This is a genomic window from Phytobacter sp. (genome assembly GCF_059074235.1).
In genome coordinates this window covers 67,069-91,697 of the sequence record NZ_JCACPZ010000003.1, presented here as the reverse complement: position 1 = coordinate 91,697, position 24,629 = coordinate 67,069, and the positions used below count along the sequence as shown (strand labels likewise).

The 24,629-nt window shown below is 52.4% G+C and carries 26 protein-coding genes; 18 read left to right on the top strand and 8 right to left on the bottom strand.

Going from position 1 to position 24,629, the window contains the following annotated elements; translation table 11 throughout:
- The coding region (hdfR, locus tag AC5JPW_RS03765) for an HTH-type transcriptional regulator HdfR (protein WP_494238327.1) at positions 1-729 on the bottom strand (729 nt) is incomplete at its 3' end.
- A gap of 118 nt (positions 730-847) precedes the next feature.
- On the opposite strand from hdfR, the gene AC5JPW_RS03760 reads away from it, so the two are divergent.
- Positions 848-1,186: a MaoP family protein gene (locus tag AC5JPW_RS03760; RefSeq protein WP_458044988.1), complete on the top strand. Its 339-nt coding sequence runs from the start codon at positions 848-850 to the stop codon at positions 1,184-1,186.
- A 25-nt stretch (positions 1,187-1,211) separates the two neighbouring features.
- On the opposite strand, the gene AC5JPW_RS03755 is transcribed toward AC5JPW_RS03760, so the two are convergent.
- On the bottom strand, positions 1,212-2,735 hold the full coding sequence (locus AC5JPW_RS03755) for a YifB family Mg chelatase-like AAA ATPase (protein ID WP_494238326.1): 1,524 nt from the start codon (positions 2,733-2,735) through the stop codon (positions 1,212-1,214).
- A 340-nt stretch (positions 2,736-3,075) separates the two neighbouring features.
- Here AC5JPW_RS03755 and ilvL point away from each other — a divergent pair, with 340 nt between their 5' ends.
- The 8 genes from ilvL to AC5JPW_RS03715 all read left to right on the top strand — a co-directional run bounded on the left by ilvL (position 3,076) and on the right by AC5JPW_RS03715 (position 10,526).
- Complete coding sequence (ilvL, locus tag AC5JPW_RS03750) at positions 3,076-3,174, top strand: ilv operon leader peptide (RefSeq protein ID WP_001311244.1); 99 nt, start codon at positions 3,076-3,078, stop codon at positions 3,172-3,174.
- A gap of 86 nt (positions 3,175-3,260) precedes the next feature.
- The gene (ilvX, locus tag AC5JPW_RS03745) at positions 3,261-3,311 is read left to right on the top strand and encodes a peptide IlvX (RefSeq protein ID WP_139223077.1); all 51 of its coding nucleotides are present in this window, start codon (positions 3,261-3,263) and stop codon (positions 3,309-3,311) included.
- Positions 3,312-3,313: 2 nt separating this feature from the next.
- Positions 3,314-4,960: an acetolactate synthase 2 catalytic subunit gene (ilvG, locus tag AC5JPW_RS03740; RefSeq protein WP_494238325.1), complete on the top strand. Its 1,647-nt coding sequence runs from the start codon at positions 3,314-3,316 to the stop codon at positions 4,958-4,960.
- On the top strand, positions 4,957-5,220 hold the full coding sequence (ilvM, locus tag AC5JPW_RS03735; protein ID WP_494238324.1) for an acetolactate synthase 2 small subunit: 264 nt from the start codon (positions 4,957-4,959) through the stop codon (positions 5,218-5,220). The genes ilvG and ilvM overlap by 4 nt, the downstream gene beginning before the upstream one ends.
- A 16-nt stretch (positions 5,221-5,236) precedes the next feature.
- A complete protein-coding gene (locus tag AC5JPW_RS03730; RefSeq protein WP_494238323.1) occupies positions 5,237-6,163 on the top strand; it encodes a branched-chain amino acid transaminase in 927 nt (308 codons plus the stop codon).
- Positions 6,164-6,323: 160 nt separating this feature from the next.
- Positions 6,324-8,174, top strand: coding sequence for a dihydroxy-acid dehydratase (gene ilvD, locus AC5JPW_RS03725; RefSeq protein ID WP_494238322.1), 1,851 nt, complete (start codon positions 6,324-6,326; stop codon positions 8,172-8,174).
- A 1-nt stretch (position 8,175) separates the two neighbouring features.
- Complete coding sequence (gene ilvA / locus AC5JPW_RS03720; RefSeq protein WP_494238321.1) at positions 8,176-9,720, top strand: threonine ammonia-lyase, biosynthetic; 1,545 nt, start codon at positions 8,176-8,178, stop codon at positions 9,718-9,720.
- A gap of 104 nt (positions 9,721-9,824) precedes the next feature.
- A complete protein-coding gene (locus AC5JPW_RS03715) occupies positions 9,825-10,526 on the top strand; it encodes a DUF2461 domain-containing protein (RefSeq protein ID WP_494238320.1) in 702 nt (233 codons plus the stop codon).
- A gap of 41 nt (positions 10,527-10,567) precedes the next feature.
- Here the strand turns inward: AC5JPW_RS03715 and AC5JPW_RS03710 are convergent, their stop codons facing one another.
- Together AC5JPW_RS03710 and ilvY are read right to left on the bottom strand one after the other, a co-directional pair.
- Positions 10,568-10,957 carry a hypothetical protein gene (locus tag AC5JPW_RS03710; RefSeq protein ID WP_494238319.1) on the bottom strand — a complete coding sequence of 130 codons (390 nt, stop codon included), beginning with the start codon at positions 10,955-10,957 and terminating at the stop codon, positions 10,568-10,570.
- A gap of 10 nt (positions 10,958-10,967) precedes the next feature.
- Entirely contained in the window at positions 10,968-11,858 is an 891-nt protein-coding gene (gene ilvY / locus AC5JPW_RS03705) for an HTH-type transcriptional activator IlvY (protein WP_494238318.1), read from the bottom strand.
- Positions 11,859-12,009: 151 nt separating this feature from the next.
- Here ilvY and ilvC point away from each other — a divergent pair, with 151 nt between their 5' ends.
- The 3 genes from ilvC (at position 12,010) to AC5JPW_RS03690 (ending at position 14,494) form a co-directional block, all read left to right on the top strand.
- Complete coding sequence (gene ilvC, locus AC5JPW_RS03700) at positions 12,010-13,485, top strand: ketol-acid reductoisomerase (protein WP_494238317.1); 1,476 nt, start codon at positions 12,010-12,012, stop codon at positions 13,483-13,485.
- A gap of 194 nt (positions 13,486-13,679) precedes the next feature.
- A complete protein-coding gene (locus AC5JPW_RS03695) occupies positions 13,680-14,120 on the top strand; it encodes an Rrf2 family transcriptional regulator (RefSeq protein WP_494238316.1) in 441 nt (146 codons plus the stop codon).
- Positions 14,117-14,494, top strand: a complete 378-nt coding sequence (locus AC5JPW_RS03690; RefSeq protein ID WP_494238315.1) for a DUF1360 domain-containing protein — start codon at positions 14,117-14,119, stop codon at positions 14,492-14,494. Before AC5JPW_RS03695 ends, AC5JPW_RS03690 begins: the two co-directional genes overlap by 4 nt.
- A 94-nt stretch (positions 14,495-14,588) precedes the next feature.
- On the opposite strand, the gene ppiC (AC5JPW_RS03685) is transcribed toward AC5JPW_RS03690, so the two are convergent.
- Entirely contained in the window at positions 14,589-14,870 is a 282-nt protein-coding gene (gene ppiC / locus AC5JPW_RS03685; protein ID WP_039077006.1) for a peptidylprolyl isomerase PpiC, read from the bottom strand.
- A gap of 51 nt (positions 14,871-14,921) precedes the next feature.
- The gene (gene ppiC / locus AC5JPW_RS03680) at positions 14,922-15,203 is read right to left on the bottom strand and encodes a peptidylprolyl isomerase PpiC (protein ID WP_458044978.1); all 282 of its coding nucleotides are present in this window, start codon (positions 15,201-15,203) and stop codon (positions 14,922-14,924) included.
- A 112-nt stretch (positions 15,204-15,315) separates the two neighbouring features.
- Between ppiC (AC5JPW_RS03680) and rep the strand changes: the two genes are divergently transcribed.
- The gene (gene rep / locus AC5JPW_RS03675) at positions 15,316-17,340 is read left to right on the top strand and encodes a DNA helicase Rep (protein ID WP_494238332.1); all 2,025 of its coding nucleotides are present in this window, start codon (positions 15,316-15,318) and stop codon (positions 17,338-17,340) included.
- Between the two features lie 44 nt (positions 17,341-17,384).
- Here the strand turns inward: rep and gppA are convergent, their stop codons facing one another.
- Entirely contained in the window at positions 17,385-18,869 is a 1,485-nt protein-coding gene (gene gppA / locus AC5JPW_RS03670; RefSeq protein WP_494238314.1) for a guanosine-5'-triphosphate,3'-diphosphate diphosphatase, read from the bottom strand.
- A 6-nt stretch (positions 18,870-18,875) separates the two neighbouring features.
- Positions 18,876-20,141, bottom strand: coding sequence for an ATP-dependent RNA helicase RhlB (gene rhlB, locus AC5JPW_RS03665; RefSeq protein WP_494238313.1), 1,266 nt, complete (start codon positions 20,139-20,141; stop codon positions 18,876-18,878).
- A gap of 135 nt (positions 20,142-20,276) precedes the next feature.
- Between rhlB and trxA the strand changes: the two genes are divergently transcribed.
- From trxA to wzzE, 5 genes are all read left to right on the top strand, one after another.
- Positions 20,277-20,606 (top strand): thioredoxin TrxA, encoded by a 330-nt coding sequence (gene trxA, locus AC5JPW_RS03660; RefSeq protein WP_494238312.1) that lies wholly within the window; start codon positions 20,277-20,279, stop codon positions 20,604-20,606.
- Between the two features lie 173 nt (positions 20,607-20,779).
- Positions 20,780-20,863: a rho operon leader peptide gene (locus tag AC5JPW_RS03655; RefSeq protein WP_494238331.1), complete on the top strand. Its 84-nt coding sequence runs from the start codon at positions 20,780-20,782 to the stop codon at positions 20,861-20,863.
- Positions 20,864-20,950: 87 nt separating this feature from the next.
- Positions 20,951-22,210, top strand: coding sequence for a transcription termination factor Rho (gene rho / locus AC5JPW_RS03650; protein ID WP_064327923.1), 1,260 nt, complete (start codon positions 20,951-20,953; stop codon positions 22,208-22,210).
- Positions 22,211-22,453: 243 nt separating this feature from the next.
- Positions 22,454-23,557: a UDP-N-acetylglucosamine--undecaprenyl-phosphate N-acetylglucosaminephosphotransferase gene (gene wecA / locus AC5JPW_RS03645; RefSeq protein WP_494238311.1), complete on the top strand. Its 1,104-nt coding sequence runs from the start codon at positions 22,454-22,456 to the stop codon at positions 23,555-23,557.
- A 13-nt stretch (positions 23,558-23,570) separates the two neighbouring features.
- Positions 23,571-24,617 carry an ECA polysaccharide chain length modulation protein gene (gene wzzE, locus AC5JPW_RS03640; protein WP_494238310.1) on the top strand — a complete coding sequence of 349 codons (1,047 nt, stop codon included), beginning with the start codon at positions 23,571-23,573 and terminating at the stop codon, positions 24,615-24,617.
- Positions 24,618-24,629 lie beyond the last annotated feature (12 nt).

The following is a 24,629-nucleotide window of genomic DNA, read 5'->3' as shown; positions in this document are numbered from 1 at the left end:
CGTGCTATCCACAACTGAATGCAGTCCTTCTTTTTGATCCACCCACGATACAGGTAGCCAGGTACATCCATTGAGCAAGGGTAGCTGCTGATGGGCAATCTCAGCAGAACTGGTGGTAAGCGTTGGAACATCATCACCAGCGATCAACTCAGCTTCATGTTGCTGGAAATCTGGGCCCCACTCCAGGCGAAGATAATTGAGCTGAGATTTTGTTTTTTCAGGGGCAGAGCAATAGAGCCCAAGTGCAAAATGTCCCAACAACTGGCTGCTAAATTCGTCCATCTTCGGCGTTTCTGTCGTGATCAGTAGATCAAGCTGTCGTTCGTGTAATTGCTTTACCAGTGACTGCCGCTGTGCAATACGTGCTTCAAACTGCAGATTCTCTTCCAACTGATAGAGCCTTCCCAACCAACTATTTAACATACACTCCCAAAGAGAAGCGCTGGCCCCAATTGAAAATTGGTTATGCCTCGATGTATGTGCAACATCTTTGCGCGCAGCCTGCCAGGTGTTCATCAGTGTTTCGGCATACGGCAGTAACTTCTCTCCGGCCGCTGTCAGGCGGATGTTGTTACGGTGCCGCGTAAACAGGTTTACGCCAAGCTGGTTTTCTAACTGACGAATACGAAAGCTTACTGCTGATTGTGTTAAATAAAGCGCTTCAGCAGCACGTCCAAAGTGACGTGTTCGACTGACTTCCAGGAAAGTTTTTAGCAATTCCGTATCCACAGGTTTCTCCGCAAAATAATTTGTCGTAATGATTTAAATCTTTTGTTTTACACTCTGTCAAGCGTAACTAATACTCCGCGCCATAAATAGCTCGGCCAAAGAATTAGGAGCGTGCAGGATGGCGGAAAGCTTTACGACGACTAATCGTTTTTTCGATAACAAACATTATCCGCGCGGGTTTTCCCGTCATGGTGACTTCACCATCAAAGAAGCTCAGTTGCTTGAGCGCCACGGTTACGCGTTCAATGAGTTGGATCTCGGCAAACGCGAGCCAGGCACTGAAGAAGAGACGCATTTTGTTTCCGTATGCCGTGGCGAAAGTGAGCCAAAAACCGAAGCAGAACGTGTCTGGTGCAAGTATATGGCACGTGTTAAGCGTCCGAAGCGTTTTCATACCCTGTCTGGCGGAAAACCGCAGGTAGAAGGGAATGAGGACTACACGGAATCTGACGATTAATAAGAAGGGGCTACGGCCCCTTTTTTCATCCCATCATTTTTTGCAAGTGGATGAGTAGCCTGTCAATTGCGCGATAGCCCAATGCTTCCTGTAAATGTGTGCGATGAATTTTTTCCTGTTCTTCCAAATCAGCAATTGTCCGTGCGACTTTTAACAATCGTTGCCAGGCTCTGATTGAAAGCCCTAACTGCATCAATGTCTCTTCCAGCCAGTGAGCATCTTCCTGAATAAGCGAGCAACACTCTCTCATCTCGCTGTTGTCTAACCGGGCGTTAAGCTTGTTCTGGCGGTGATACTGTAGCGCCTGCGCTCGGGTGACCCGCTCACGGACAAGGGCGCTGCACTCACTTTTATGCTGCGGCTGACTCAACAAACCGGGTGGCAATAGCGGGATCTCCAGCGAAATATCAAAACGGTCAAGAAAGGGACCTGAGAGCCTGCCCAGGTAGCGTAGTGTTTGTTCCGGGGAACAGCGGTTGTGATTCCCCTGGTAGTGACCGGTGGGACTGGGGTTCATGGCCGCGATCAGCTGAAAGCGAGCGGGGTAACTCACCTTCGCCCGGGTGCGGGAAATATGAATTTTCCCGGACTCAATAGGCTCACGCAGTGCATCAAGGACCCGACGTTCAAATTCAGGCAACTCATCCAGGAATAGCACACCATTGTGAGCCAAAGAGATCTCTCCCGGTCCAGGTATTGAACCCCCTCCGACCATTGCTGTGAGTGAGGCACTATGGTGAGGCGCACGAAAGGGCCTTTGCCGCCACTTTTTCGCAATACTGGCTGAGTTAACCAGACTGAGAATCGCGGCACTCTCCAGAGCTTCCTGATTATTCAATGAGGGCAACAGCGGCCCCAGGCGGCTTGCCAGCATTGTTTTTCCGGTACCCGGTGGGCCAATCAGCAATAAGTTATGCCCGCCGGCAGCGGTAATTTCCAGCGCGCGTTTACCCTGTTCCTGGCCTATTACATCTCTCAGATCATCATGTGTGTCATCAAGTACCGGCTGCAGCGCAAAAGAGGGCGGTTGTAGCGCATGTTTGCCCTCAAGAAACGCACATACTTCCTGTAAATGGCCCGCGATGAGGCAATCTTCTGTATCTGCAAGGCTGACTTCCGCTTCGTTCTCTTGTGAGACAATAATCCGTCTTCCCGCTTTAATCGCCTCGACGGTGCTGGAGATAGCCCCCGGAACGCCCCGTAAGCCCCCTGTAAGGGCCAATTCACCGACAAACTCAAACTGGGATAAATGCTGGGCGTTAAGTTGCTCAGATGCGGCGAGAAGCGCGATAGCGATAGGTAAATCATATCGCCCGCCTTCCTTAGGTAAATCTGCGGGCGCGAGGTTAATGGTGATTTTTTTAGCCGGGAATTCGTAGCCGCTGTTGATGATGGCACTTCGCACGCGATCCCGTGCCTCTTTGACGGTTGTTTCCGGTAGACCGACCAGCGTCAAGCCGGGAAGGCCATTGCTGATATGGACTTCAACAGTAATGAGCGGTGCTGAAACTCCTATCGCCGCACGAGTATAGATAACTGATAACGCCATAACACCTCCTTGTAAGCGCGAAATTATGCGCCGCTCACGGCGGAGGGGGAGTGGTGAAAGAATAGATTTACGAGGCAGTTTCCACGTTAACTCTCCTCTATCTCAACGCTTTCAAGATATTGGAAGCATGGTCGCATCTTTTTCGAACACTCAGTCTGGCTGCAAATACTGAAAAAAAATGAAGAAATTTCATTTTAAAATTTCTTTATGAAAAACAATGCGTTCTATAGATGAAATTTGTATTTTGTTAAGCCGCGTCATAAATATTTCTTGTGTCATCTCTCATATCTGTGATAACTCTTTAGGTATTCCTTCGAACTTGAAGACCGAAATACTGAAAATGACAGCCCTTCTACGAGTGATTAGCCTGGTCGTGATTAGCGTGGTGGTGATTATTATCCCACCGTGCGGGGCTGCACTTGGACGAGGAAAGGCTTAAAAATCAAGCCTTAACGAACTAAGACCCCCGCACCGAAAGGTCCGGGGGTTTTTTTATGACCTAAAAACATAAACGAGGAGCAGAGAATGAGTAATAGCACAAAATTCTGTTTCTCCCGATTTACGGCGGGGAACTAACTATGAATGGCGCACAGTGGGTAGTACATGCGTTGCGGGCACAGCAGGTTGATACGGTCTTTGGGTATCCGGGTGGCGCAATTATGCCGGTTTACGATGCATTGTATGACGGCGGCGTGGAACACCTGTTGTGCCGGCACGAACAAGGTGCGGCAATGGCGGCTATCGGCTATGCGCGCTCTACGGGTAAAACCGGTGTGTGTATCGCCACTTCCGGTCCGGGTGCGACCAACCTGATCACCGGCCTGGCAGATGCGCTGCTGGATTCCGTTCCGGTCGTTGCCATCACCGGCCAGGTTGCCGCGCCGTTCATTGGTACGGATGCTTTCCAGGAAGTGGACGTTCTCGGTTTGTCGCTGGCCTGCACTAAACACAGTTTCCTGGTGCAGTCGTTGGAAGAGCTGCCGCGTATCATGGCGCAAGCCTTCCAGGTGGCAAACTCAGGCCGCCCTGGCCCCGTTCTGGTTGATATCCCGAAAGATATCCAGTTAGCCTCCGGCGATCTGGAACCGCATTTTTCCACCGTTGAAGACGAATTCTCCTTCCCGCACGAAGAAATGGCACAAGCCTGCCAGATGCTGGCCCAGGCCAAAAAGCCGATGCTGTACGTCGGTGGCGGCGTTGGGATGGCGCAGGCCGTTCCTGCATTGCGTGAATTCCTGACAGTCACCCACATGCCAGTGACTTGTACGCTGAAAGGTCTCGGTGCCGTTGAAGAGAGCTATCCCTGGTATCTGGGGATGCTGGGAATGCACGGTACCAAAGCGGCCAACCTGGCGGTACAGGAATGTGACTTGTTGATCGCCGTGGGTGCACGTTTTGATGATCGCGTGACCGGTAAGCTGAACACCTTTGCCCCGCATGCAAAAGTTATCCATATGGATATCGACCCGGCGGAAATGAACAAACTGCGCCAGGCCCATGTCAGTTTACAAGGCGACCTGAACGCTCTGCTGCCTGCGCTGCAGCAGACGCTGGCTATCAGCGAATGGCGTCAGTTCAATGCCGATATGCGTACCGAGTTTGCCTGGCGTTATGACCATCCGGGTGACGCAATTTATGCACCGCTGTTGTTAAAACAACTGTCAGATCGCAAGCCCGCCGACAGCGTGGTCACGACCGACGTGGGTCAGCACCAGATGTGGTCTGCACAGCATATGACCTACACTCGCCCGGAGAATTTCATCACCTCCAGCGGCTTAGGCACGATGGGCTTTGGCCTGCCTGCCGCCGTGGGTGCGCAAGTGGCGCGTCCGGATGATACGGTAATCTGTATCTCCGGTGACGGCTCCTTCATGATGAATGTTCAGGAGTTGGGCACTGTAAAACGCAAGCAGTTGCCGCTGAAAATCGTGTTACTGGACAATCAGCGTTTAGGCATGGTTCGTCAGTGGCAGCAGTTATTCTTCAACGAGCGTTATAGCGAAACAACGCTTACCGATAATCCCGATTTCCTCGTTCTGGCCAGCGCCTTCGGCATTCCCGGCCAGCACATCACCCGTAAAGACCAGGTTGAAGCGGCACTCGACACCATGCTGTCCTGCGAGGGGCCTTACCTGCTTCATGTCTCAATCGATGAGCTTGAGAATGTCTGGCCGTTGGTACCGCCAGGTGCCAGTAATGCAGAAATGCTGGAGAAATTATCATGATGCAACATCAGGTCGCCGTGCAGGCTCGTTTGAATCCGGAAACGTTAGAACGTGTTTTACGTGTGGTGCGCCATCGTGGCTTTCAGGTCTGCGCGATGAACATGGAAACCGCCACCGATGCTCAGAACATAAATATTGAATTGACCGTTGCCAGCCCTCGCCCCGTCGAATTACTGTTTAGCCAGCTAAGTAAACTGGTCGATGTCGCCCGGGTTGATATCCAGCAATGTACAACATCATCACAACAGATCCGCGCTTAAGCGCAAAGGAATTAAAATGACGAAGAAAGCTGATTACATTTGGTTTAATGGCGAGATGATTCCGTGGGGAGAAGCGAAGGTGCACGTGATGTCCCACGCCTTGCACTATGGTACTTCCGTGTTTGAAGGTATCCGTTGCTACGACTCGCACAAAGGGCCAGTGGTGTTCCGTCATCGTGAACATATGCAGCGTCTGCGTGATTCCGCCAAAATCTATCGTTTCCCGGTTTCTCAGAGCGTTGATGAACTGATGGAAGCCTGCCGTCAGGTGATCCGTAAAAACAACCTGACCAGCGCCTATATTCGTCCGCTGGTTTTTGTGGGTGATGTGGGTATGGGCGTTAACCCGCCGGATGGATACACCACCGATGTAATCATTGCCGCTTTCCCGTGGGGGGCATACCTGGGTGCAGAAGCGCTGGATCAGGGTATTGATGCAATGGTTTCTTCCTGGAACCGTGTTGCACCGAACACCATTCCGACTGCCGCAAAAGCGGGCGGTAACTATCTCTCCTCACTGCTGGTTGGCAGTGAAGCACGTCGTCATGGCTACCAGGAAGGTATCGCACTGGACGTGAACGGCTATATTTCAGAAGGTGCCGGTGAAAACTTGTTCGAAGTGAAAGATGGCGTGTTGTTTACTCCGCCGTTCACCTCGTCTGCACTGCCGGGTATTACCCGTGATGCCATCATCAAACTGGCGCAGGATCTGGGCCTGGAAGTTCGTGAGCAGACGCTGTCCCGCGAATCCCTGTATCTGGCTGACGAAGTGTTCATGTCTGGTACGGCTGCAGAAATCACCCCGGTTCGTAGCGTTGATGGTATTCAGGTGGGTGAAGGACGCTGCGGCCCGGTCACCAAACGTATTCAGCAAGCATTCTTTGGCCTCTTCACCGGTGAAACCGAAGATAAATGGGGCTGGTTGGATTCAGTAAACCAATAACAAAATTAATATTTCCCCCAAATAATTCACGTTGCAGGAAGGCGGCAACGCTGCAAATCCCCTGGAGCTTACTGTAGTAAGTGACGGGGGTGAGCGAGGCAGCCAACACACCTGCGGCGTGAAGTATGACGGGGAAAGACAGACTGGGAGTAACTAAAGCATGCCTAAGTACCGTTCCGCCACCACCACTCATGGGCGTAATATGGCGGGTGCCCGCGCGCTGTGGCGCGCCACCGGGATGACAGACGCTGATTTCGGTAAGCCGATCATTGCTGTCGTGAACTCGTTTACCCAGTTCGTGCCGGGGCACGTGCACCTGCGCGATCTCGGTAAGCTGGTTGCCGAGCAAATTGAAGCCTCCGGCGGTGTGGCGAAAGAATTCAACACCATCGCCGTGGATGACGGGATCGCCATGGGCCACGGGGGCATGCTTTATTCACTGCCATCGCGCGAACTGATCGCCGATTCCGTTGAATACATGGTGAATGCCCACTGCGCTGATGCGATGGTCTGTATCTCCAACTGCGACAAAATCACCCCGGGGATGTTGATGGCTTCTCTGCGCCTGAACATTCCGGTGATCTTTGTTTCCGGCGGCCCAATGGAAGCCGGTAAAACCAAACTTTCTGACAAAATCATCAAGCTGGATCTCGTCGATGCGATGATTCAGGGCGCTGACCCGAAAGTTTCTGACGATCAGAGCGACCAGATTGAGCGTTCTGCCTGTCCGACCTGCGGTTCATGCTCCGGTATGTTCACCGCGAACTCCATGAACTGCCTGACCGAAGCATTGGGTCTGTCTCAGCCGGGCAACGGCTCGCTGCTGGCAACCCATGCTGATCGCAAGCAACTGTTCCTGAATGCGGGCAAACGCATCGTTGAGCTGACCAAACGTTATTATGAGCAGGATGATGCTTCCGCGCTGCCGCGTAACATCGCCAACAAATCTGCCTTTGAAAACGCCATGACGCTGGATATCGCCATGGGCGGTTCCACTAATACCGTTCTGCACCTGCTGGCTGCTGCACAGGAAGCGGAAATCGACTTCACCATGAGTGATATCGATAAGCTGTCCCGTAAAGTACCGCAGCTGTGTAAGGTTGCGCCGAGCACGCAGAAATACCACATGGAAGATGTGCACCGTGCCGGTGGCGTGCTGGGGATCCTCGGTGAACTGGATCGTGCCGGTCTGCTGAACCGTGAGGTGAAAAACGTATTGGGTCTGACGCTGCCTGAGTCGCTGGAACAGTACGATGTGATGCTGACCCAGGACGAGGCGGTGAAAAAAATGTTCCGCGCTGGCCCTGCGGGTATCCGTACAACGCAAGCGTTCTCGCAGGATTGCCGCTGGGATACGCTGGATGACGATCGTGCTGAAGGCTGTATTCGCTCTCTTGAGCATGCTTACAGCAAAGACGGCGGTCTGGCGGTTCTGTACGGTAACTTTGCTGAAAATGGTTGCATCGTTAAAACAGCAGGCGTGGATGACAGTATCCTGAAATTCACTGGCCCGGCAAAAGTGTACGAAAGCCAGGATGACGCCGTTGAAGCGATCCTCGGTGGCAAAGTAGTAGCCGGTGATGTGGTTGTTATTCGCTACGAAGGACCGAAAGGCGGACCGGGCATGCAGGAAATGCTCTACCCGACCACCTTCCTGAAATCCATGGGTCTTGGCAAAGCGTGCGCGCTGATCACGGATGGTCGTTTCTCTGGCGGGACGTCAGGTCTCTCTATCGGCCATGTCTCTCCGGAAGCGGCGAGTGGCGGCAACATTGCCATCATTGAAGATGGTGACATGATTGCTATCGACATCCCGAACCGTGGCATTCAGTTGCAACTGAGCGATGCAGAGATTGCGGCACGTCGTGAAGCCCAGGAAGCGCGCGGTGCGCAGGCCTGGACGCCAGCCTCTCGTGAACGTCAGGTTTCCTTCGCGCTGCGTGCTTACGCCAGCCTCGCCACCAGTGCAGATAAAGGCGCTGTACGCGATAAATCCAAACTCGGGGGCTAATATGGCTGAGTCGCAACCCCTATCCGCCGCCCCTGAGGGGGCGGAGTATCTGCGTGCCGTGTTACGTGCTCCGGTTTACGAAGCTGTACAGGTCACGCCGTTACAGAAGATGGAAAAACTTTCTTCGCGCCTCGATAACGTCATTCTGGTCAAGCGTGAAGACAGACAGCCGGTGCACAGCTTCAAGCTGCGTGGCGCCTACGCCATGATGGCAGGGTTAACGGCAGAGCAAAAAGCACATGGCGTGATCACCGCCTCGGCGGGCAATCATGCGCAGGGTGTGGCGTATTCCTCCGCGCGTCTTGGCGTCAAAGCCTTGATCGTTATGCCAACCGCAACGGCTGATATCAAAGTCGACGCCGTGCGCGGTTTTGGCGGCGAAGTGCTGCTTCATGGCGCGAACTTCGATGAAGCCAAAGCTAAGGCACTTGAGCTTTCTGCCCAGCAGGGCTTTACCTGGGTGCCGCCGTTCGATCATCCGATGGTCATCGCCGGGCAGGGTACGCTGGCGCTGGAACTCCTTCAGCAGGACGCGCACATTGACCGCGTGTTTGTGCCGGTGGGCGGCGGTGGTCTGGCATCGGGTGTTGCGGTGCTCATCAAGCAACTGATGCCGCAAATCAAAGTCATTGCCGTGGAAGCTGAAGATTCCGCTTGCCTGAAAGCGGCGCTGGAAGCCGGTCACCCGGTGGATCTGCCTCGGGTTGGACTGTTTGCTGAAGGTGTGGCGGTTAAGCGTATTGGCGACGAAACCTTCCGTCTGTGCCGGGAGTATCTTGACGACATCATCACTGTCGACAGCGATGCAATCTGTGCGGCCATGAAAGACCTGTTCGAAGACGTGCGTGCGGTGGCTGAACCCTCTGGTGCACTGGCGCTGGCAGGGATGAAGAAATATGTGGCTCAGCACAAGATCCGCGGCGAACGTCTGGCACATGTGCTGTCCGGTGCGAATGTGAACTTCCACGGACTGCGTTACGTTTCTGAACGTTGTGAGTTAGGCGAACAACGCGAAGCACTGCTGGCGGTGACGATCCCTGAAGAGAAAGGCAGCTTCCTGAAATTTTGTCAGCTGCTTGGCGGGCGCTCGGTAACCGAGTTCAACTACCGCTTTGCGGATGCGAAAGATGCCTGCATTTTTGTCGGGGTACGCTTAAGCCGTGGCCTGGAAGAGCGCGAAGAGATCCTGCAACTGTTGAACGAAGGTGGTTACAGCGTGGTGGATCTGTCTGACGACGAGATGGCGAAGCTACACGTTCGCTATATGGTCGGTGGGCGTCCATCAAAACCGCTTAAAGAGCGTTTGTTCAGCTTTGAATTCCCGGAATCACCGGGGGCGCTGCTGAAATTCCTGCATACACTCGGCACACACTGGAACATCTCTCTGTTCCATTATCGTAGTCATGGCACCGATTACGGCCGAGTACTGGCGGCATTTGAACTGGGTGAGCATGAGCCGGATTTCGAAACCCGACTCAATGAGCTGGGTTACGATTGCCACGACGAAACGCACAATCCGGCGTTCCGCTTCTTCCTGGCGGGCTAAGCGGCTCAGGTCTGAAAAACAAGGCACGATGATTCGTGCCTTGTTTGTTTACGGAGCACGGCGGCATAATGCCGCAGAACATTTGCGCTCAACGGGGGTTCCACATGGCAGGACGCTTTCAGGGATTTGCACAGGAAGGGCTCGATTTTCTGCAGCAGGTTTGCATCGAAAACGATAAGACGTGGTTTGAAGAGCATCGTTTTATCTATGACCGCAGTGTTCTCACCCCTTTTCGTGCGCTGGTGGATGACTTAGCCCCCACGATGCTTGAGATCGATCCTCTGCTGGAAACGCGTTCCGCTATTGGTAAGACGCTGTCGCGTATTCACCGTGATACCCGCTTTTCTCACGACAAATCCCTTTATCGCAGCCGGATGTGGCTGACCTTCAAACGTTCGGCGAAGAACTGGACGGATGCCCCGGTGTACTTTTTTGAAATCAGCCCGGATACCCTGCGCTACGGTCTGGGCTACTACAGTGCCAGCAAATCGACGATGGATCTTTTTCGTCATACGTTGAAAAAGCGCCCGACGCAGTTTCTTGAGATGGCCGAATGTTGCCAGCCACCGTTTGAGCTCGAGGGCGAGCGTTATAAGCGGCAGCTGGTGAAAGATCTCGATCCGGCCATTGCGAACTGGTACCAGTGTAAAACCTTTGCCGTGATGGTGACCGATAACGACATGGAAAAGCTGTTTCATGCCGATTTGGTCACGCGTCTGGCGGAAGGGTTCCGCCAGCTTGAGCCGTTGTATCAGTGGCTGATGACCGTGGAAACGATGAAGCAAATTGACCCGGCAGACTTATAAACACACGCCACAGGGATAAGTGAGAAGGGGCGCGCTTTGTGTCACTTCATCACCGTCTCTCGCACATACTTATCCAGCTTGTCCGATTCATAAAAGCCGATGCATTGTGCCAGCACATTGTTGGCGGTTTGGGCATGATCGGGGTGTAACGACATCGTTAGCTGGTCAAAATTCTTCGTCTCTTTGCCGACGAATTTCTGGAAATCGTCCCAGATGCCGGCATTGCCTAATGCGTAACTCTCAACGATGAATGATGCATCCTGCGAAGGGGCGGATTGCGCGCCTTCTGGCGTTCGGGCTTTGTAATTCGCCACCAGACACTGTTTCAGTGCCAGATGTTTCACATCCTGAACGCTAATGCCCTTTGGCTTCGCCTGGACGGTACAGCACGCCGCAAGGGCTACGGTTAACAACAGTGTCCGTGTACGCATGTGTTACTCCTTACTTGGCCTGAACGATTTCCCAGAAGGCGTTAATCAGTGGCTCATGCAGTCGCTTTTTCGGCGCGCAGACGCCCAGCTCGAACGGGGTTTTCTCATCGCTGCGCTCTAAAATCATCACGCGGTTGCGTACCGGCTCAGGGCTATTTTCCAGCACCACTTCCGGGAGCAGTGCAACGCCACAGCCCAGGGCAACCATCGAAACCATCGCCTCGTGTCCGCCGACAGTTGCGTAAATCAACGGGTTACTGATTTTCTGACGACGGAACCAAAGCTCAATGCGGCGGCGTACTGGGCCTTGATCGGCCATGATAAAGGGCACCGTTGCCCAGTCGGGATTCTCCACTGAGACCTGATTGCGAACAGGGCATGGCAACGCCGGGGCGATCAGCACCACCGCCAGATTCTCCAGCATGGAAAACGCCACCGCGCCCGGCAGCGTTTCCGGTTTTCCGGCAATCGCCAGATCGGCTTCCCCGGTGACCACTTTATCCATCGCATCGGCAGCGTCACCGGTGGTCAGTTTGATTTCTACAGAAGGGTGTGCGGCGCGGAAGCGGTCGAGAATCGGTGGCAGATGGCTGTAAGCCGCTGTGACCGAGCAGAATATATGCAGTTCACCAGACAGCGACGGACCTTGCTGGTCGATGGTGTGGCGTAATTGCTGATATTGCAGCAACGTTTGCTGAGCAAATACGCGGAGTTCTTCGCCTGCTTCAGTCAGGGTCACCGTGCGGTTATCGCGAACAAAAAGCGGCTGGCCGAGATCTTCTTCAAGCCGCTGAATCTGGCGTGAAAGCGTGGAGGGGCTCACGTGCATGGCGCGCGCACTGCGGCCAAAATGGCGACTCTCCGCCAGATGCAAAAAGGTTTTCAGGTCACGTAAATCCATGAGACTGGCTCCACATTTTTACATTGCAAAAATTGCAATGTCACATTGTTAATATATCAATTTAAGCAACACATTTCCTGTTGTAATGTGGGTACATTCTCGCGTTACAGCGAACCGAACAATAAGCACGACACATCGACGAGGTTTCACCATGGCTAACTACTTTAATACATTGAATCTGCGCCAGCAGCTGGCTCAGTTGGGTAAATGTCGCTTTATGGCGCGTGATGAATTTGCCGATGGCGCAAGCTACCTGCAAGGTAAAAAAGTGGTCATCGTCGGTTGTGGCGCACAGGGTCTGAACCAGGGCCTGAACATGCGTGATTCCGGTCTGGATATCTCCTATGCACTGCGTGCAGAAGCGATTGCTGAAAAGCGCGCTTCATGGCGTAAAGCAACCGAAAACGGCTTCAAAGTTGGGACCTACGAAGAGCTGGTTCCGCAGGCGGATCTGGTAGTTAACCTGACGCCAGACAAACAGCACTCTGACGTTGTACGTTCCGTACAGCCACTGATGAAAGACGGTGCTGCACTGGGTTACTCCCACGGCTTCAACATCGTTGAAGTGGGTGAGCAGATCCGTAAAGACATCACCGTAGTGATGGTTGCGCCGAAATGCCCGGGTACTGAAGTGCGTGAAGAGTACAAACGTGGTTTCGGTGTACCGACGCTGATCGCGGTTCACCCGGAAAACGATCCGAAAGGCGAAGGCATGGCGATTGCTAAAGCCTGGGCTGCAGCGACCGGTGGTCACCGTGCAGGTGTTCTGGAATCTTCCTTCGTTGCAGAAGTGAAATCTGACCTGATGGGTGAGCAGACCATCCTGTGTGGCATGTTGCAGGCCGGCTCTCTGCTGTGCTTCGACAAGCTGGTGGCTGAAGGCACTGACGCAGCATACGCCGAGAAACTGATTCAGTTCGGTTGGGAAACCATCACTGAAGCGCTGAAACAGGGCGGCATTACGCTGATGATGGACCGCCTGTCCAACCCGGCAAAACTGCGTGCATACGCACTGTCTGAACAGCTGAAAACCATCATGGCTCCGCTGTTCCAGAAACACATGGATGACATCATCTCCGGTGAATTCTCTTCCGGTATGATGGCTGACTGGGCGAACGACGATAAAAACCTGCTGACCTGGCGCGAAGAGACCGGTAAAACCGCGTTCGAAACCGCTGCCCAGTTCGATGGCAAAATCGGCGAGCAGGAGTACTTCGATAAAGGCGTTCTGATGATTGCAATGGTGAAAGCGGGCGTTGAGCTGGCCTTCGAAACCATGGTCGATTCCGGCATCATCGAAGAGTCTGCATACTACGAATCTCTGCACGAACTGCCGCTGATTGCGAACACTATCGCCCGTAAGCGTCTGTACGAAATGAACGTGGTTATCTCTGATACCGCTGAGTACGGTAACTACCTGTTCTCTTACGCATGTGTACCGCTGCTGAAAGAGTTCATGACCACGCTGCAAACTGGCGACCTGGGCAAGGCGATTGTAGAAGGTTCTGTAGACAACGCGCAGCTGCGTGATGTTAACGAAGCAATTCAGGCTCACCCAATCGAAGCCGTTGGTAAGAAACTGCGTGGCTACATGACCGATATGAAACGTATCGCTGTAGCTGGCTAATCAAGAATCGGGTAGCGTTATGCTCGCCTGACTTGTAAGTCCTTTCTCTTAAAACCTGATGTGCGCATATGCCGTCAGGTTTTTTCATTTTCTACATTTAAAAATCGATTTTTATCAATAAGATACTTTTTCAAGGCACATGATTCTCATTGCCGTTATTGTTATTTAATCTCTTATGTAATAACGTAAGTTACATGAAAACAAATAACTCATTCTCAGCCACACTCCACATCCTGCTGCATATGGAGCAGGCGGATAAGCCCATGACATCGGAACAGATGGCCGCTTTTATCGACGGTAATCCGGCGTTTATTCGTAAGCTTCTTGCCGGGCTTCGGGAAAGCGAAATTGTCTGTGCCACAAAAGGGCACCATGGCGGCTGGCGGCTTTGTCGTCCTGCCAGCGAGGTGACGCTCTACGACATTTACGTTGCTTTAGGCGAACCGGCACTGTTTGCGCTGGGAAACCGAAGCGAGAACCCGGAGTGCCTGGTGGAGCAGGGGGTCAACCGGGTGATGTCTTCCACCCTGGCGGACGCGCAGACGCTGATCCTGGAACGCTTTAAGGGGCTGGCGCTACAGGATATTGGCGTGGAATTTATGCATTATTTCAACGGTAAGGGCCACGAATCATGATGTCTGAATTAATCACTGAGTTAACCACTTGTCTGATGATCGCACTGGCTGCCAGCAGCATTTCAATGACGGTGACACAAACTGAACTGTTCGCAGCCTTTCGCGAGTGGACGACCAAAAAGAACGCGATGATGGGGCACCTTTTCAAGTGCTTCTACTGCCTGAGCCATTGGGTCGTGTTTGGGGGGATGCTTGTTTATCGTCCGGCTTTATTGCACAGCGGTTTTGCATTTATCGACTGGGTGATGACCGCTTTTATTACCATCACGCTGGCCACCCTGATCAACGGACTGATGTTCAAAGTGTTCCAGGCAGCGATTAGCACCCATGTGATGAAGCATACCGCCCAGCAGGCGCTGCAATCGCAGAAATAAAATTACAGAGCACGCTGGTGCCCTCACCCCGATCCTCTCCCATAGGGAAAGGGTGCAAACACTAAACGCCTTCTCCGGGAGAAGGCGTTGCTGTTTATTTCCGGTACAGCACTTTGATGATGTGGTAACCAAACTGGGTGTGCAGCGGGCCAGTCGGCTCCAGCTCCGGGCAGGAGAAGACAACTTTATCGAATGCCGGCACCATCTGACCTTGTTTGAACTCACCTAAATGACCGCCTTTCTTGCCTGACGGGCAGGTGGAGTGCTTTTTCGCCAGCTTCTCAAAGTCGCCGCCGTTTTTCAGTTGTTCCAGAAGATCGAGTGCCAGTTTCTCTTCTTTCACCAGGATGTGCATTGCTGCCGCTGTTTTTGCCATGATCGTGCCTTTATTCAATGGGGATAAATCAGGCCGCAATAGTAGCATGCGTTAGCGGCGATACAGCACCTTGATGATGTGGTAGCCAAACTTGGTTTTCACCGGTCCGAAGGGGGTCAGTAATGGGCAACTAAACACCGCTTTATCGAACGGACCTACCATTACGCCCTGCTTAAACTCGCCGAGATCGCCGCCGTTGCGTGCTGAAGGGCACGTTGAGTGACGTTTTGCCAGATAATCAAAGCTTGAACCTTTTTCCAGTTTCGCCAGGATCTCCTGCGCCAGTTTTTCGGTTTTCACCAGAATGTGCAGTGCTGCTGCTGTCTTCGCCATTTTTTATGCCCTGTGGTGCTTACATGTCGCCACACTTTACCATCCGCCAGTAAATCTCCCTTCGGCTTTCTGCTACAATCCTCCCCCCGTTCGAAGATTGAGCAATATGTCCATGCGTCTTAACCCCGGCCAACAACAAGCCGTAGAATTTGTAACTGGTCCTTGCCTGGTGCTGGCGGGTGCTGGCTCCGGTAAAACCCGCGTTATTACCAATAAGATCGCCCATTTGATCCGTGTGTGCGGCTACCAGGCACGCCACATAGCTGCGGTGACTTTTACCAATAAAGCAGCGCGTGAGATGAAAGAGCGCGTCGGGCAAACGCTGGGGCGCAAAGAGGCGCGTGGTTTGATGATCTCGACGTTCCATACGCTGGGTCTGGACATCATCAAACGGGAATTTGCGGCGCTGGGGATGAAGTCCAACTTCTCGCTGTTCGATGACACTGATCAGGTCGCCCTGCTGAAGGATCTGACCGAAGGGTTGATCGACGATGACAAAGTGGTGCTGCAACAGCTGATCTCGACGATCTCAAACTGGAAAAACGATCTGCTGACGCCTCCTCAGGCGGCAGCGCGTGCCATTGGCGAACGGGATCGTATTTTTGCCCACTGCTACAGCCTCTATGACGCGCATCTGAAGGCCTGTAACGTCCTTGATTTTGACGACCTGATTTTGCTGCCTACCCTGTTGCTGCAACGCAATGAAGAAGTACGCGAACGCTGGCAAAACAAGATTCGCTATCTGCTGGTGGATGAGTACCAGGATACCAACACCAGCCAGTATGAGCTGGTCAGGCTGTTAGTTGGGGCCCGTGCGCGTTTTACCGTGGTGGGGGATGATGACCAGTCCATTTACTCCTGGCGCGGCGCGCGTCCACAGAACCTGGTACTGTTGAACGAAGATTTTCCGGCCCTGCAGGTCATCAAGCTGGAGCAAAACTACCGCTCATCCGGGCGCATTCTGAAAGCCGCAAACATCCTGATCGCGAACAACCCGCATGTGTTTGAAAAACGACTTTTCTCTGAACTGGGTTACGGTGCAGAACTGAAAGTTTTGAGTGCAAACAACGAAGAGCATGAGGCGGAACGCGTTACCGGGGAGTTGATTGCTCATCACTTTGTTAACAAGACGGAATATAAGGATTACGCCATCCTGTACCGCGGGAATCACCAGTCCCGTGTGTTTGAAAAATTCCTGATGCAAAACCGTATTCCGTATCGGATTTCTGGCGGTACATCCTTCTTCTCACGCCCGGAAATCAAAGATTTGCTGGCCTATCTACGGATACTAACCAACCAGGATGATGACAGCGCCTTTTTGCGCATCGTTAACACTCCGAAACGTGAAATTGGCTCCGCGACGCTGCAAAAACTGGGTGAGTGGGCGATGGTGCGCAACAAAAGCCTGTTTGCTGCCAGCTTTGATGTGGGGTTAAACCAGACGCTCACCGGGCGTGGCTATGATGCGTTAACCCGCTTTACTCACTGGCTGGGCGAAATTCAGCGCCTGGCAGAGCGTGAACCTATTTCAGCAGTGCGTGACCTGATTCATGGCATTGATTACGAATCCTGGCTGTATGAAACCTCACCCAGCCCGAAAGCCGCTGAAATGCGCATGAAAAACGTCAACACGCTCTTCTCCTGGATGACGGAGATGCTCGAAGGGGACGAGCTTAACGAGCCGATGGCTCTGGATCAGGTCGTTACGCGCTTCACGCTGCGCGACATGATGGAGCGGGGCGAAAGTAATGAAGAGCTGGATCAGGTCCAGCTCATGACGCTGCATGCGTCGAAAGGTCTGGAATTCCCGTACGTCTTTATGGTGGGAATGGAAGAGGGATTCCTGCCGCATCAGAGCAGCATTGATGAAGAAAACATTGATGAAGAACGTCGACTCGCCTATGTGGGGATCACGCGTGCGCAAAAAGAGCTGACCTTTACGCTTTGCAAAGAGCGTCGTCAGTATGGTGAGCTGGTGCGCCCTGAGCCAAGCCGCTTCTTACTTGAATTACCGCAAGATGATGTTATCTGGGAGCAGGAGCGTAAAGTTATCACTGCTGAAGAAAGGATGCATAAGGGGCAGGCGAACGTTGCCAACATCAAAGCGATGCTGGAAAGGGCGAAAGGGAAGTCATAAAAACATGGCGTTGCCCGGTGGATAAAACTGGCCGGGCTTTCGGTTTACAACACCTCAAGTGGCCAGTGGACATAGCTTTGCCACTGACTCTCTTGTTCAATTAACTCTGCGCCCAAGGGGTGATTTTCCAGCCAGCCCTGCGGCAGGCGTAGTGTCAGCTTCTCGCCCTCTGCCACGATCGCGATATTGGGCAACAAATCGTCACGGCGGCGGCTGGAGAAAATGATCGCCAGACGCAACAGGCGGCAAATATGTTCTGCCACGCGTGGTGGTACTGCATTCTGCTGATGAAGAGACGAGAGATCGACCGGGTTGGTCTGGTTGAGCAGCAAGGTTGCCAGCAGTTTTTTCTGTGCGGGCGTAAAGCCTGGCAAATCCAGGTTTTTCACCAGCCAGGCGGCATGCAATGGTGCATGTTTGAACTCAATACTTAGACCAATTTCATGCAGTTCGCAGGCAACTTGCAGAATTTCGATGCTGTAATCATCTAAATCCCATGTACTGGATACCGTGCTGGCTAACTGGGCAGCGAGTGAAGACACACGGCGCGCCTGATCGGTATCAATAATAAAGCGTCGTTGGATGTTACGTAGCGTGCGGCTGCGAATGTCCTGATCGACAGTCAGATGCAACATGCCGTAGACCAGCCCTTCGCGCAGAGCGCCGCCTGCCAGTGTCATGCTCTGAATATTCATTTCGGTGAAAATGGCAATCAGGATGGCAAGGCCGCTTGGGAAAACCAGCGCACGCTCCAGGGTTAGCCCTTCAATTTCGAGCTCTTCGAGACGACCACACTGAATGGCTCTCTGTTTTAACTGCTGAAGTTTGGTAAGGGTGATGCGTTCATCCATCCCCTGCGCCATCATGATTTCCTGTAATGCCTGCACGGTGCCTGAAGCGCCAACACAAACCTGCCAGCCATGACGACGGAGTTCGTCTGCCACCGGGCGGAGCACATCGCGTGCCGCATGTTCTGCAGCATCGAAGTTTTCCTGCCCAAGGTTACGATCGGTGAAGAATCGCTCAAGCCAGGTCACGCAGCCCATAGAAAGACTAAAAAGGGATGTTGCCTGAGCGCCGGTACCTGTGACCAGCTCGGTGCTGGCTCCGCCAATGTCGACGACAAGACGCTGATCAGAACCACCCGTCGTGTGCGCAACGCCCTGATAAATCAGACGGGCCTCTTCTTCGCCGCTGATGACCTGCACGGGGCAGCCGAGAATTTCTTGCGCCTTAGCGATAAATTCACTCGCATTGACTGCCAGGCGTAAGGTCGCTGTTGCGACCACTCGGATTTGGCCGGAAGGAATATCCTGCAAACGTTCGGAGAACAAACGCAGGCACTGCCAGCCGCGCTCCATGGCTTCCTGAGAAAGGACATTTTCACGGCTCAAACCCGCCGCCAGACGCACTTTGCGTTTAACGCGGGTCAGCGTTTGAATACTGCCTGCCACCTCGCGAACAACCAGCATATGAAAACTGTTTGAACCTAAATCAATAGCTGCATAGAGCGAGGCGGAAGCGAGCATAATTTCTTAACCTGAACGACGACGATTACGTGGCGCGCTATTCCGACGCGGGCCATTGCCGGAACGCGAACGAACAAGGCGTTTGGCAGGCGGTAATTCCGTTAACAGCGCATCCGTATTGTATTTGCTCACCGGAATCGAGTGGCTGATGTAGGTTTCAATCGCTGGCAGGTTCAGCGCGTATTCTTCACAAGCGAGGCTGATGGAATGACCGCTTGCACCTGCGCGACCCGTACGGCCGATACGGTGTACGTAATCTTCGCAATCGTCTGGCAGATCGTAGTTAAAGACGTGTGTTACTGCAGGAATATGCAGGCCACGTGCTGCTACATCGGTTGCGACCAGAATGTCCAGGTCACCGCGGGTGAATTCTTCCAGAATACGCAGACGTTTTTTCTGTGCGACGTCGCCAGTCAGTAGGCCAACACGGTGTCCATCTGCTGCCAGGTGGCCCCAGATGTCTTCACAGCGGTGCTTGGTGTTTGCGAAGATAATGGCGCGATCTGGCCACTCTTCTTCGATCAAGGTTTGCAGCAGACGCATTTTCTCTTCGTTAGACGGATAGAAAAGCTCTTCTTTAATACGGTGGCCGGTTTTCTGTTCCGGTTCGACTTCCACGTATTCAGCGTTGTTCATCTGCTCAAACGCCAGTTCGCGCACGCGGTAGGACAACGTAGCAGAGAACAGCATATTGAGGCGCTGATTGACAGGAGGCATACGGCGGAACAACCAACGGATGTCTTTGATAAAGCCCAGATCGTACATACGATCGGCTTCGTCAAGAACCACTACCTGGATAGCGCCAAGGTTAATGTGATTCTGTTTAGCGTAGTCAATGAGGCGACCGGTGGTGCCGATGAGAATATCGACGCCGCTTTCAAGCACTTTTAATTGCTTGTCATAACCGTCACCGCCATAGGCGAGACCCAGTTTCAGGCCCGTAGACTGTGCCAGAGGTTCGGCATCAGCATGAATCTGAACGGCTAATTCACGGGTAGGTGCCATGATGATGGCGCGCGGTTGATTTACCTTGCGATCGTCAATGGCGGGATGAGAAAGCAGATAATGGAACGTTGACGTTAAAAACGCCATCGTTTTGCCGGTACCGGTTTGCGCCTGCCCTGCAACATCACGGCCAGCCAGCGTCAGCGGGAGGGCCAGTGCCTGTATGGGCGTACAATTATGAAACCCTTTTGTTTCAAGGGCTTCAATCACCTTAGGGTGCAGGGCGAAGTCGGAAAACTTCTGTTCAGTTAAATGTGTTTTGCTCATAGTGTGGTAGAATATCAGTTTACTATTGCTTTACGAAAGCACATCCGTTCAAATAAACGGGGTGAAATAAAGTCAACCTTTAGTAAGGTTATGCTACATACACTAACAAGGTAGACATAATCCTGTGGAGTAAATATGAGCGATAAAATTATTCACCTGACTGACGACAGTTTTGACACGGATGTACTTAAAGCTGATGGGCCGGTTCTCGTCGATTTCTGGGCAGAATGGTGCGGACCGTGCAAAATGATCGCCCCGATTCTGGATGAAGTCGCTAGCGAATACGAAGGCAAACTGGCCGTCACTAAGCTGAATATCGACCAGAATCCAGGCACTGCGCCTAAGTATGGCATCCGTGGTATCCCGACCCTGCTGCTGTTCAAAAACGGCGAAGTGGCGGCGACCAAAGTGGGCGCACTGTCCAAAGGTCAACTGAAAGAGTTCCTGGACGCAAACCTGGCGTAATTCCTCGAATCTCAGCCGGCGCGCCAGTCGTCCTAAATTATGGGGATCGCTGGACGCCCGGCTTCAGTCGTGCTAATTTAGTTTTGACTTCGTTTTGAACATACCTTGTAGTTTGAACCTTGTATTACCCGATACTTCCCGCTGAGAACTTCTGTTGCGAGAGAAGTGGATAGATTCCGGGCTTGTCACTTATTCCGTCTTGTCGTTTCAGTTCTGCGTACTCTCCTGTGACCAGGCAGCGATTGGACATGAGTTGATGGCCGTTAACAGGCATGGATGACCCTGCCATACCATTCACAACATTAAGTTCGAGTTTTACCCCGAGTTTAAGAACCCACACCATTATGAATCTTACCGAATTAAAGAATACGCCGGTTTCTGAGCTGATCACTCTCGGCGAAAATATGGGACTGGAAAACCAGGCTCGTATGCGCAAGCAGGACATCATTTTTGCCATCCTGAAGCAGCACGCAAAGAGTGGCGAAGATATCTTTGGTGACGGTGTACTGGAGATATTGCAGGACGGATTTGGTTTCCTCCGCTCTGCAGACAGCTCCTACCTCGCCGGTCCTGATGACATCTACGTTTCCCCCAGCCAAATCCGCCGCTTCAACCTCCGCACTGGTGATACCATTTCTGGTAAGATTCGTCCGCCGAAAGAAGGTGAACGTTACTTTGCGCTGTTGAAGGTTAACGAGGTTAACTACGATAAGCCGGAAAACTCCCGTAACAAGATTCTGTTCGAGAACTTGACGCCGCTGCATGCGAACTCTCGCCTGCGTATGGAACGTGGTAATGGCTCGACTGAAGACTTAACGGCTCGCGTTCTGGACCTGGCTTCTCCGATTGGTCGTGGCCAACGTGGTCTGATTGTGGCACCGCCGAAAGCGGGTAAAACTATGCTGCTGCAGAATATCGCGCAGAGCATTGCCTACAACCATCCTGACTGCGTGCTGATGGTTCTGCTTATCGACGAACGTCCGGAAGAAGTGACTGAGATGCAGCGTCTGGTGAAAGGTGAAGTCGTTGCTTCTACCTTTGACGAGCCCGCATCCCGTCACGTTCAGGTGGCCGAAATGGTTATCGAGAAAGCGAAACGTCTGGTTGAACATAAGAAAGACGTTATCATTCTGCTCGACTCCATCACCCGTCTGGCGCGTGCGTACAACACCGTTGTTCCAGCGTCTGGTAAAGTCCTGACTGGTGGTGTGGATGCCAACGCCTTGCACCGTCCGAAGCGTTTCTTCGGTGCGGCGCGTAACGTGGAAGAGGGTGGTAGCCTGACTATCATCGCAACCGCGTTGGTTGATACCGGCTCTAAAATGGATGAAGTTATCTACGAAGAGTTTAAAGGCACCGGCAACATGGAACTGCATCTGGCACGTAAGATTGCTGAAAAACGCGTCTTCCCGGCCATCGATTACAACCGTTCCGGTACGCGTAAAGAAGAGCTGCTCACCACTCAGGAAGAGCTGCAGAAAATGTGGATTCTGCGCAAAATCATCCATCCAATGGGTGAAATCGACGCGATGGAGTTCCTCATTAATAAGCTGGCGATGACGAAGACGAACGATGAGTTCTTCGACATGATGAAGCGCTCTTAATACAAATAAAGCTCGGATACGCCACGTTTTTACGTGGCGTTTTTTATTTATGGGCTATACGCTATATGCACAGGGACAGGCATCGTTCGCCACAGGCCACCCCAATTCAAATATCAAGCTCATAAATTGACGCTGTTGCTTGATATATATACTAAAACGCCTGTGAATGACCTGCTTTCTCCTTTTTGGAGTGTGGCATCGTCGTTATACTGCCAGGATTAACATTCGCTGAGAGCTTGCATTGTGAATTTACTCACTGCGTTTACTGAATTATTCAGTGTTTTCTTATTCACGACCGCGTTTCTGTTTTTTGCCCGCAAAATGGCAAAGCGCGTCGGTCTGGTGGATAAGCCCAACTTCCGCAAACGGCATCAAGGGTTGATTCCGCTGGTTGGGGGAATCTCAGTCTACGCGGGTATCTGCTTCACCTTTGGTATCGCAAACTACTATATCCCTCATGCTGCGCTTTACCTGGCCTGTGCCGGGGTACTGGTGTTTGTTGGCGTTATGGATGACCGTTTCGATATCAGTGTCAAAATTCGGGCGATGATCCAGGCGCTTATTGCCATCGTGATGATGACAGTCGGTAAGCTGTACCTGAGTAGTCTTGGTTATATTTTCGGCACTTGGGAAATGGTACTCGGTCCCTTTGGCTACCTGTTGACGCTGTTTGCTATCTGGGCGGCGATTAATGCTTTCAACATGGTTGATGGTATAGATGGTCTTCTGGGCGGGCTCTCCTGCGTATCCTTTGCTGCGATTGGCATCATTTTATGGTTTGACGGGCAGATAAGCCTCGCCATGTGGTGTTTTGCTATGATCGCCGCCATTCTGCCTTATATTCTGTTAAATCTTGGCGTACTCGGACGGCGTTATAAAGTCTTTATGGGCGACGCGGGCAGTACGTTTATTGGATTTACCCTCATCTGGATCTTGCTGGAAACGACGCAAGGAAAAACGCACCCGATAAGCCCGGTCACTGCGCTTTGGATTATCGCTATTCCGTTGATGGACATGGTGGCGATTATGTACCGTCGCTTGCGTAAAGGCATGAGCCCCTTTTCTGCGGATCGTCAACACATCCACCATCTTATCATGCGTGCTGGATTTACCTCCCGGCAGGCCTTCGTTTTGATAACTCTTGCCGCCGCAGTGCTGGCTTCCATCGGGGTGGCAGCAGAATATACCCACATCGTGCCTGAATGGGTGATGTTGGCATTATTTTTGCTATCATTTTTCCTGTATGGGTATTGCATCAAGCGTGCCTGGAAAGTGGCCCGCTTTATCAAGCGGGTGAAGCGCAGAATACGCCGTAACAGCGGTAACAAACCTACACTAACCAAGTAAATCCGGGAAAGCGATGACTCAACCATTATCGGGAGCACCTTTAGCGGGTACAGAAAATGAGCTGGATATTCGTGGTTTGTTTCGTACCCTTTGGACTGGAAAATTATGGATTGGGGGAATTGCGATACTGTTTGCGTTAGTCGCCCTGACCTGGACATTTTTTGCACGTCAGGAGTGGGGGGCGACGGCGATAACCGACCGACCTACCGTTAATATGCTGGGCGGATTCTATTCGCAGCAGCAGTTTCTGCGCAATCTGGATGTTAAAGCCAGCCTCGCTCCAGTCGATCAACTTTCTGTCATGGACGAAGCGTACAAAGAGTTTGTCATGCAGCTATCCTCCTGGGATACCCGCCGTGACTTCTGGTCGCAGACGGACTACTTCAAGCAGCGCAAAGTGGGAAACAGTAAAGCTGATGCCGCTATGCTGGATGAGTTGATTAATAATATTCAATACACTGCAGGCGATGTGGCCCGAAATCTGAATGACAATGTGAAGCTCACGGCTGAAACCGCGCCAGATGCCAACAATTTACTTCGCCAATATGTTGCTTTCGCCAGCCAGCGTGCGGCAAGACATCTGAATGATGAGCTAAAAGGTGCCTGGGCAGCCCGTACTATTCAGATGAAAGCGCAGGTAAAACGGCAGGAAGAAGTGGCGAAAGCCCTCTTTAATCGTCGCGAGGGTAATGTTGAGCGGGCACTCAAGGTAGCTGAACAACACAATATTTCCCGCAGTGAAACAGAAGTACCTCCGACTGAATTGCCAGATTCAGAGCTATTCTTGTTAGGTCGCCCAATGCTTCAGGCGCGACTTGAAAATTTACAAGCCGTAGGGCCTGAGTTTGATTTGGACTACTTCCAGAACCGGGCCATGTTAAACACGCTAAACGTTGGTCCCACACTTGATCCCCGTTTTCAGACATATCGTTATTTGCGCACGCCGGAGGAACCGGTAAAACGCGATAGTCCGCGTCGTGCCTTCCTGATGATTATCTGGGGTGTGGTGGGAGCATTGATTGGTGCTGGCGTTGCCTTAGCACGCCGTCGTCCAATCTAAACACGCTGTCTT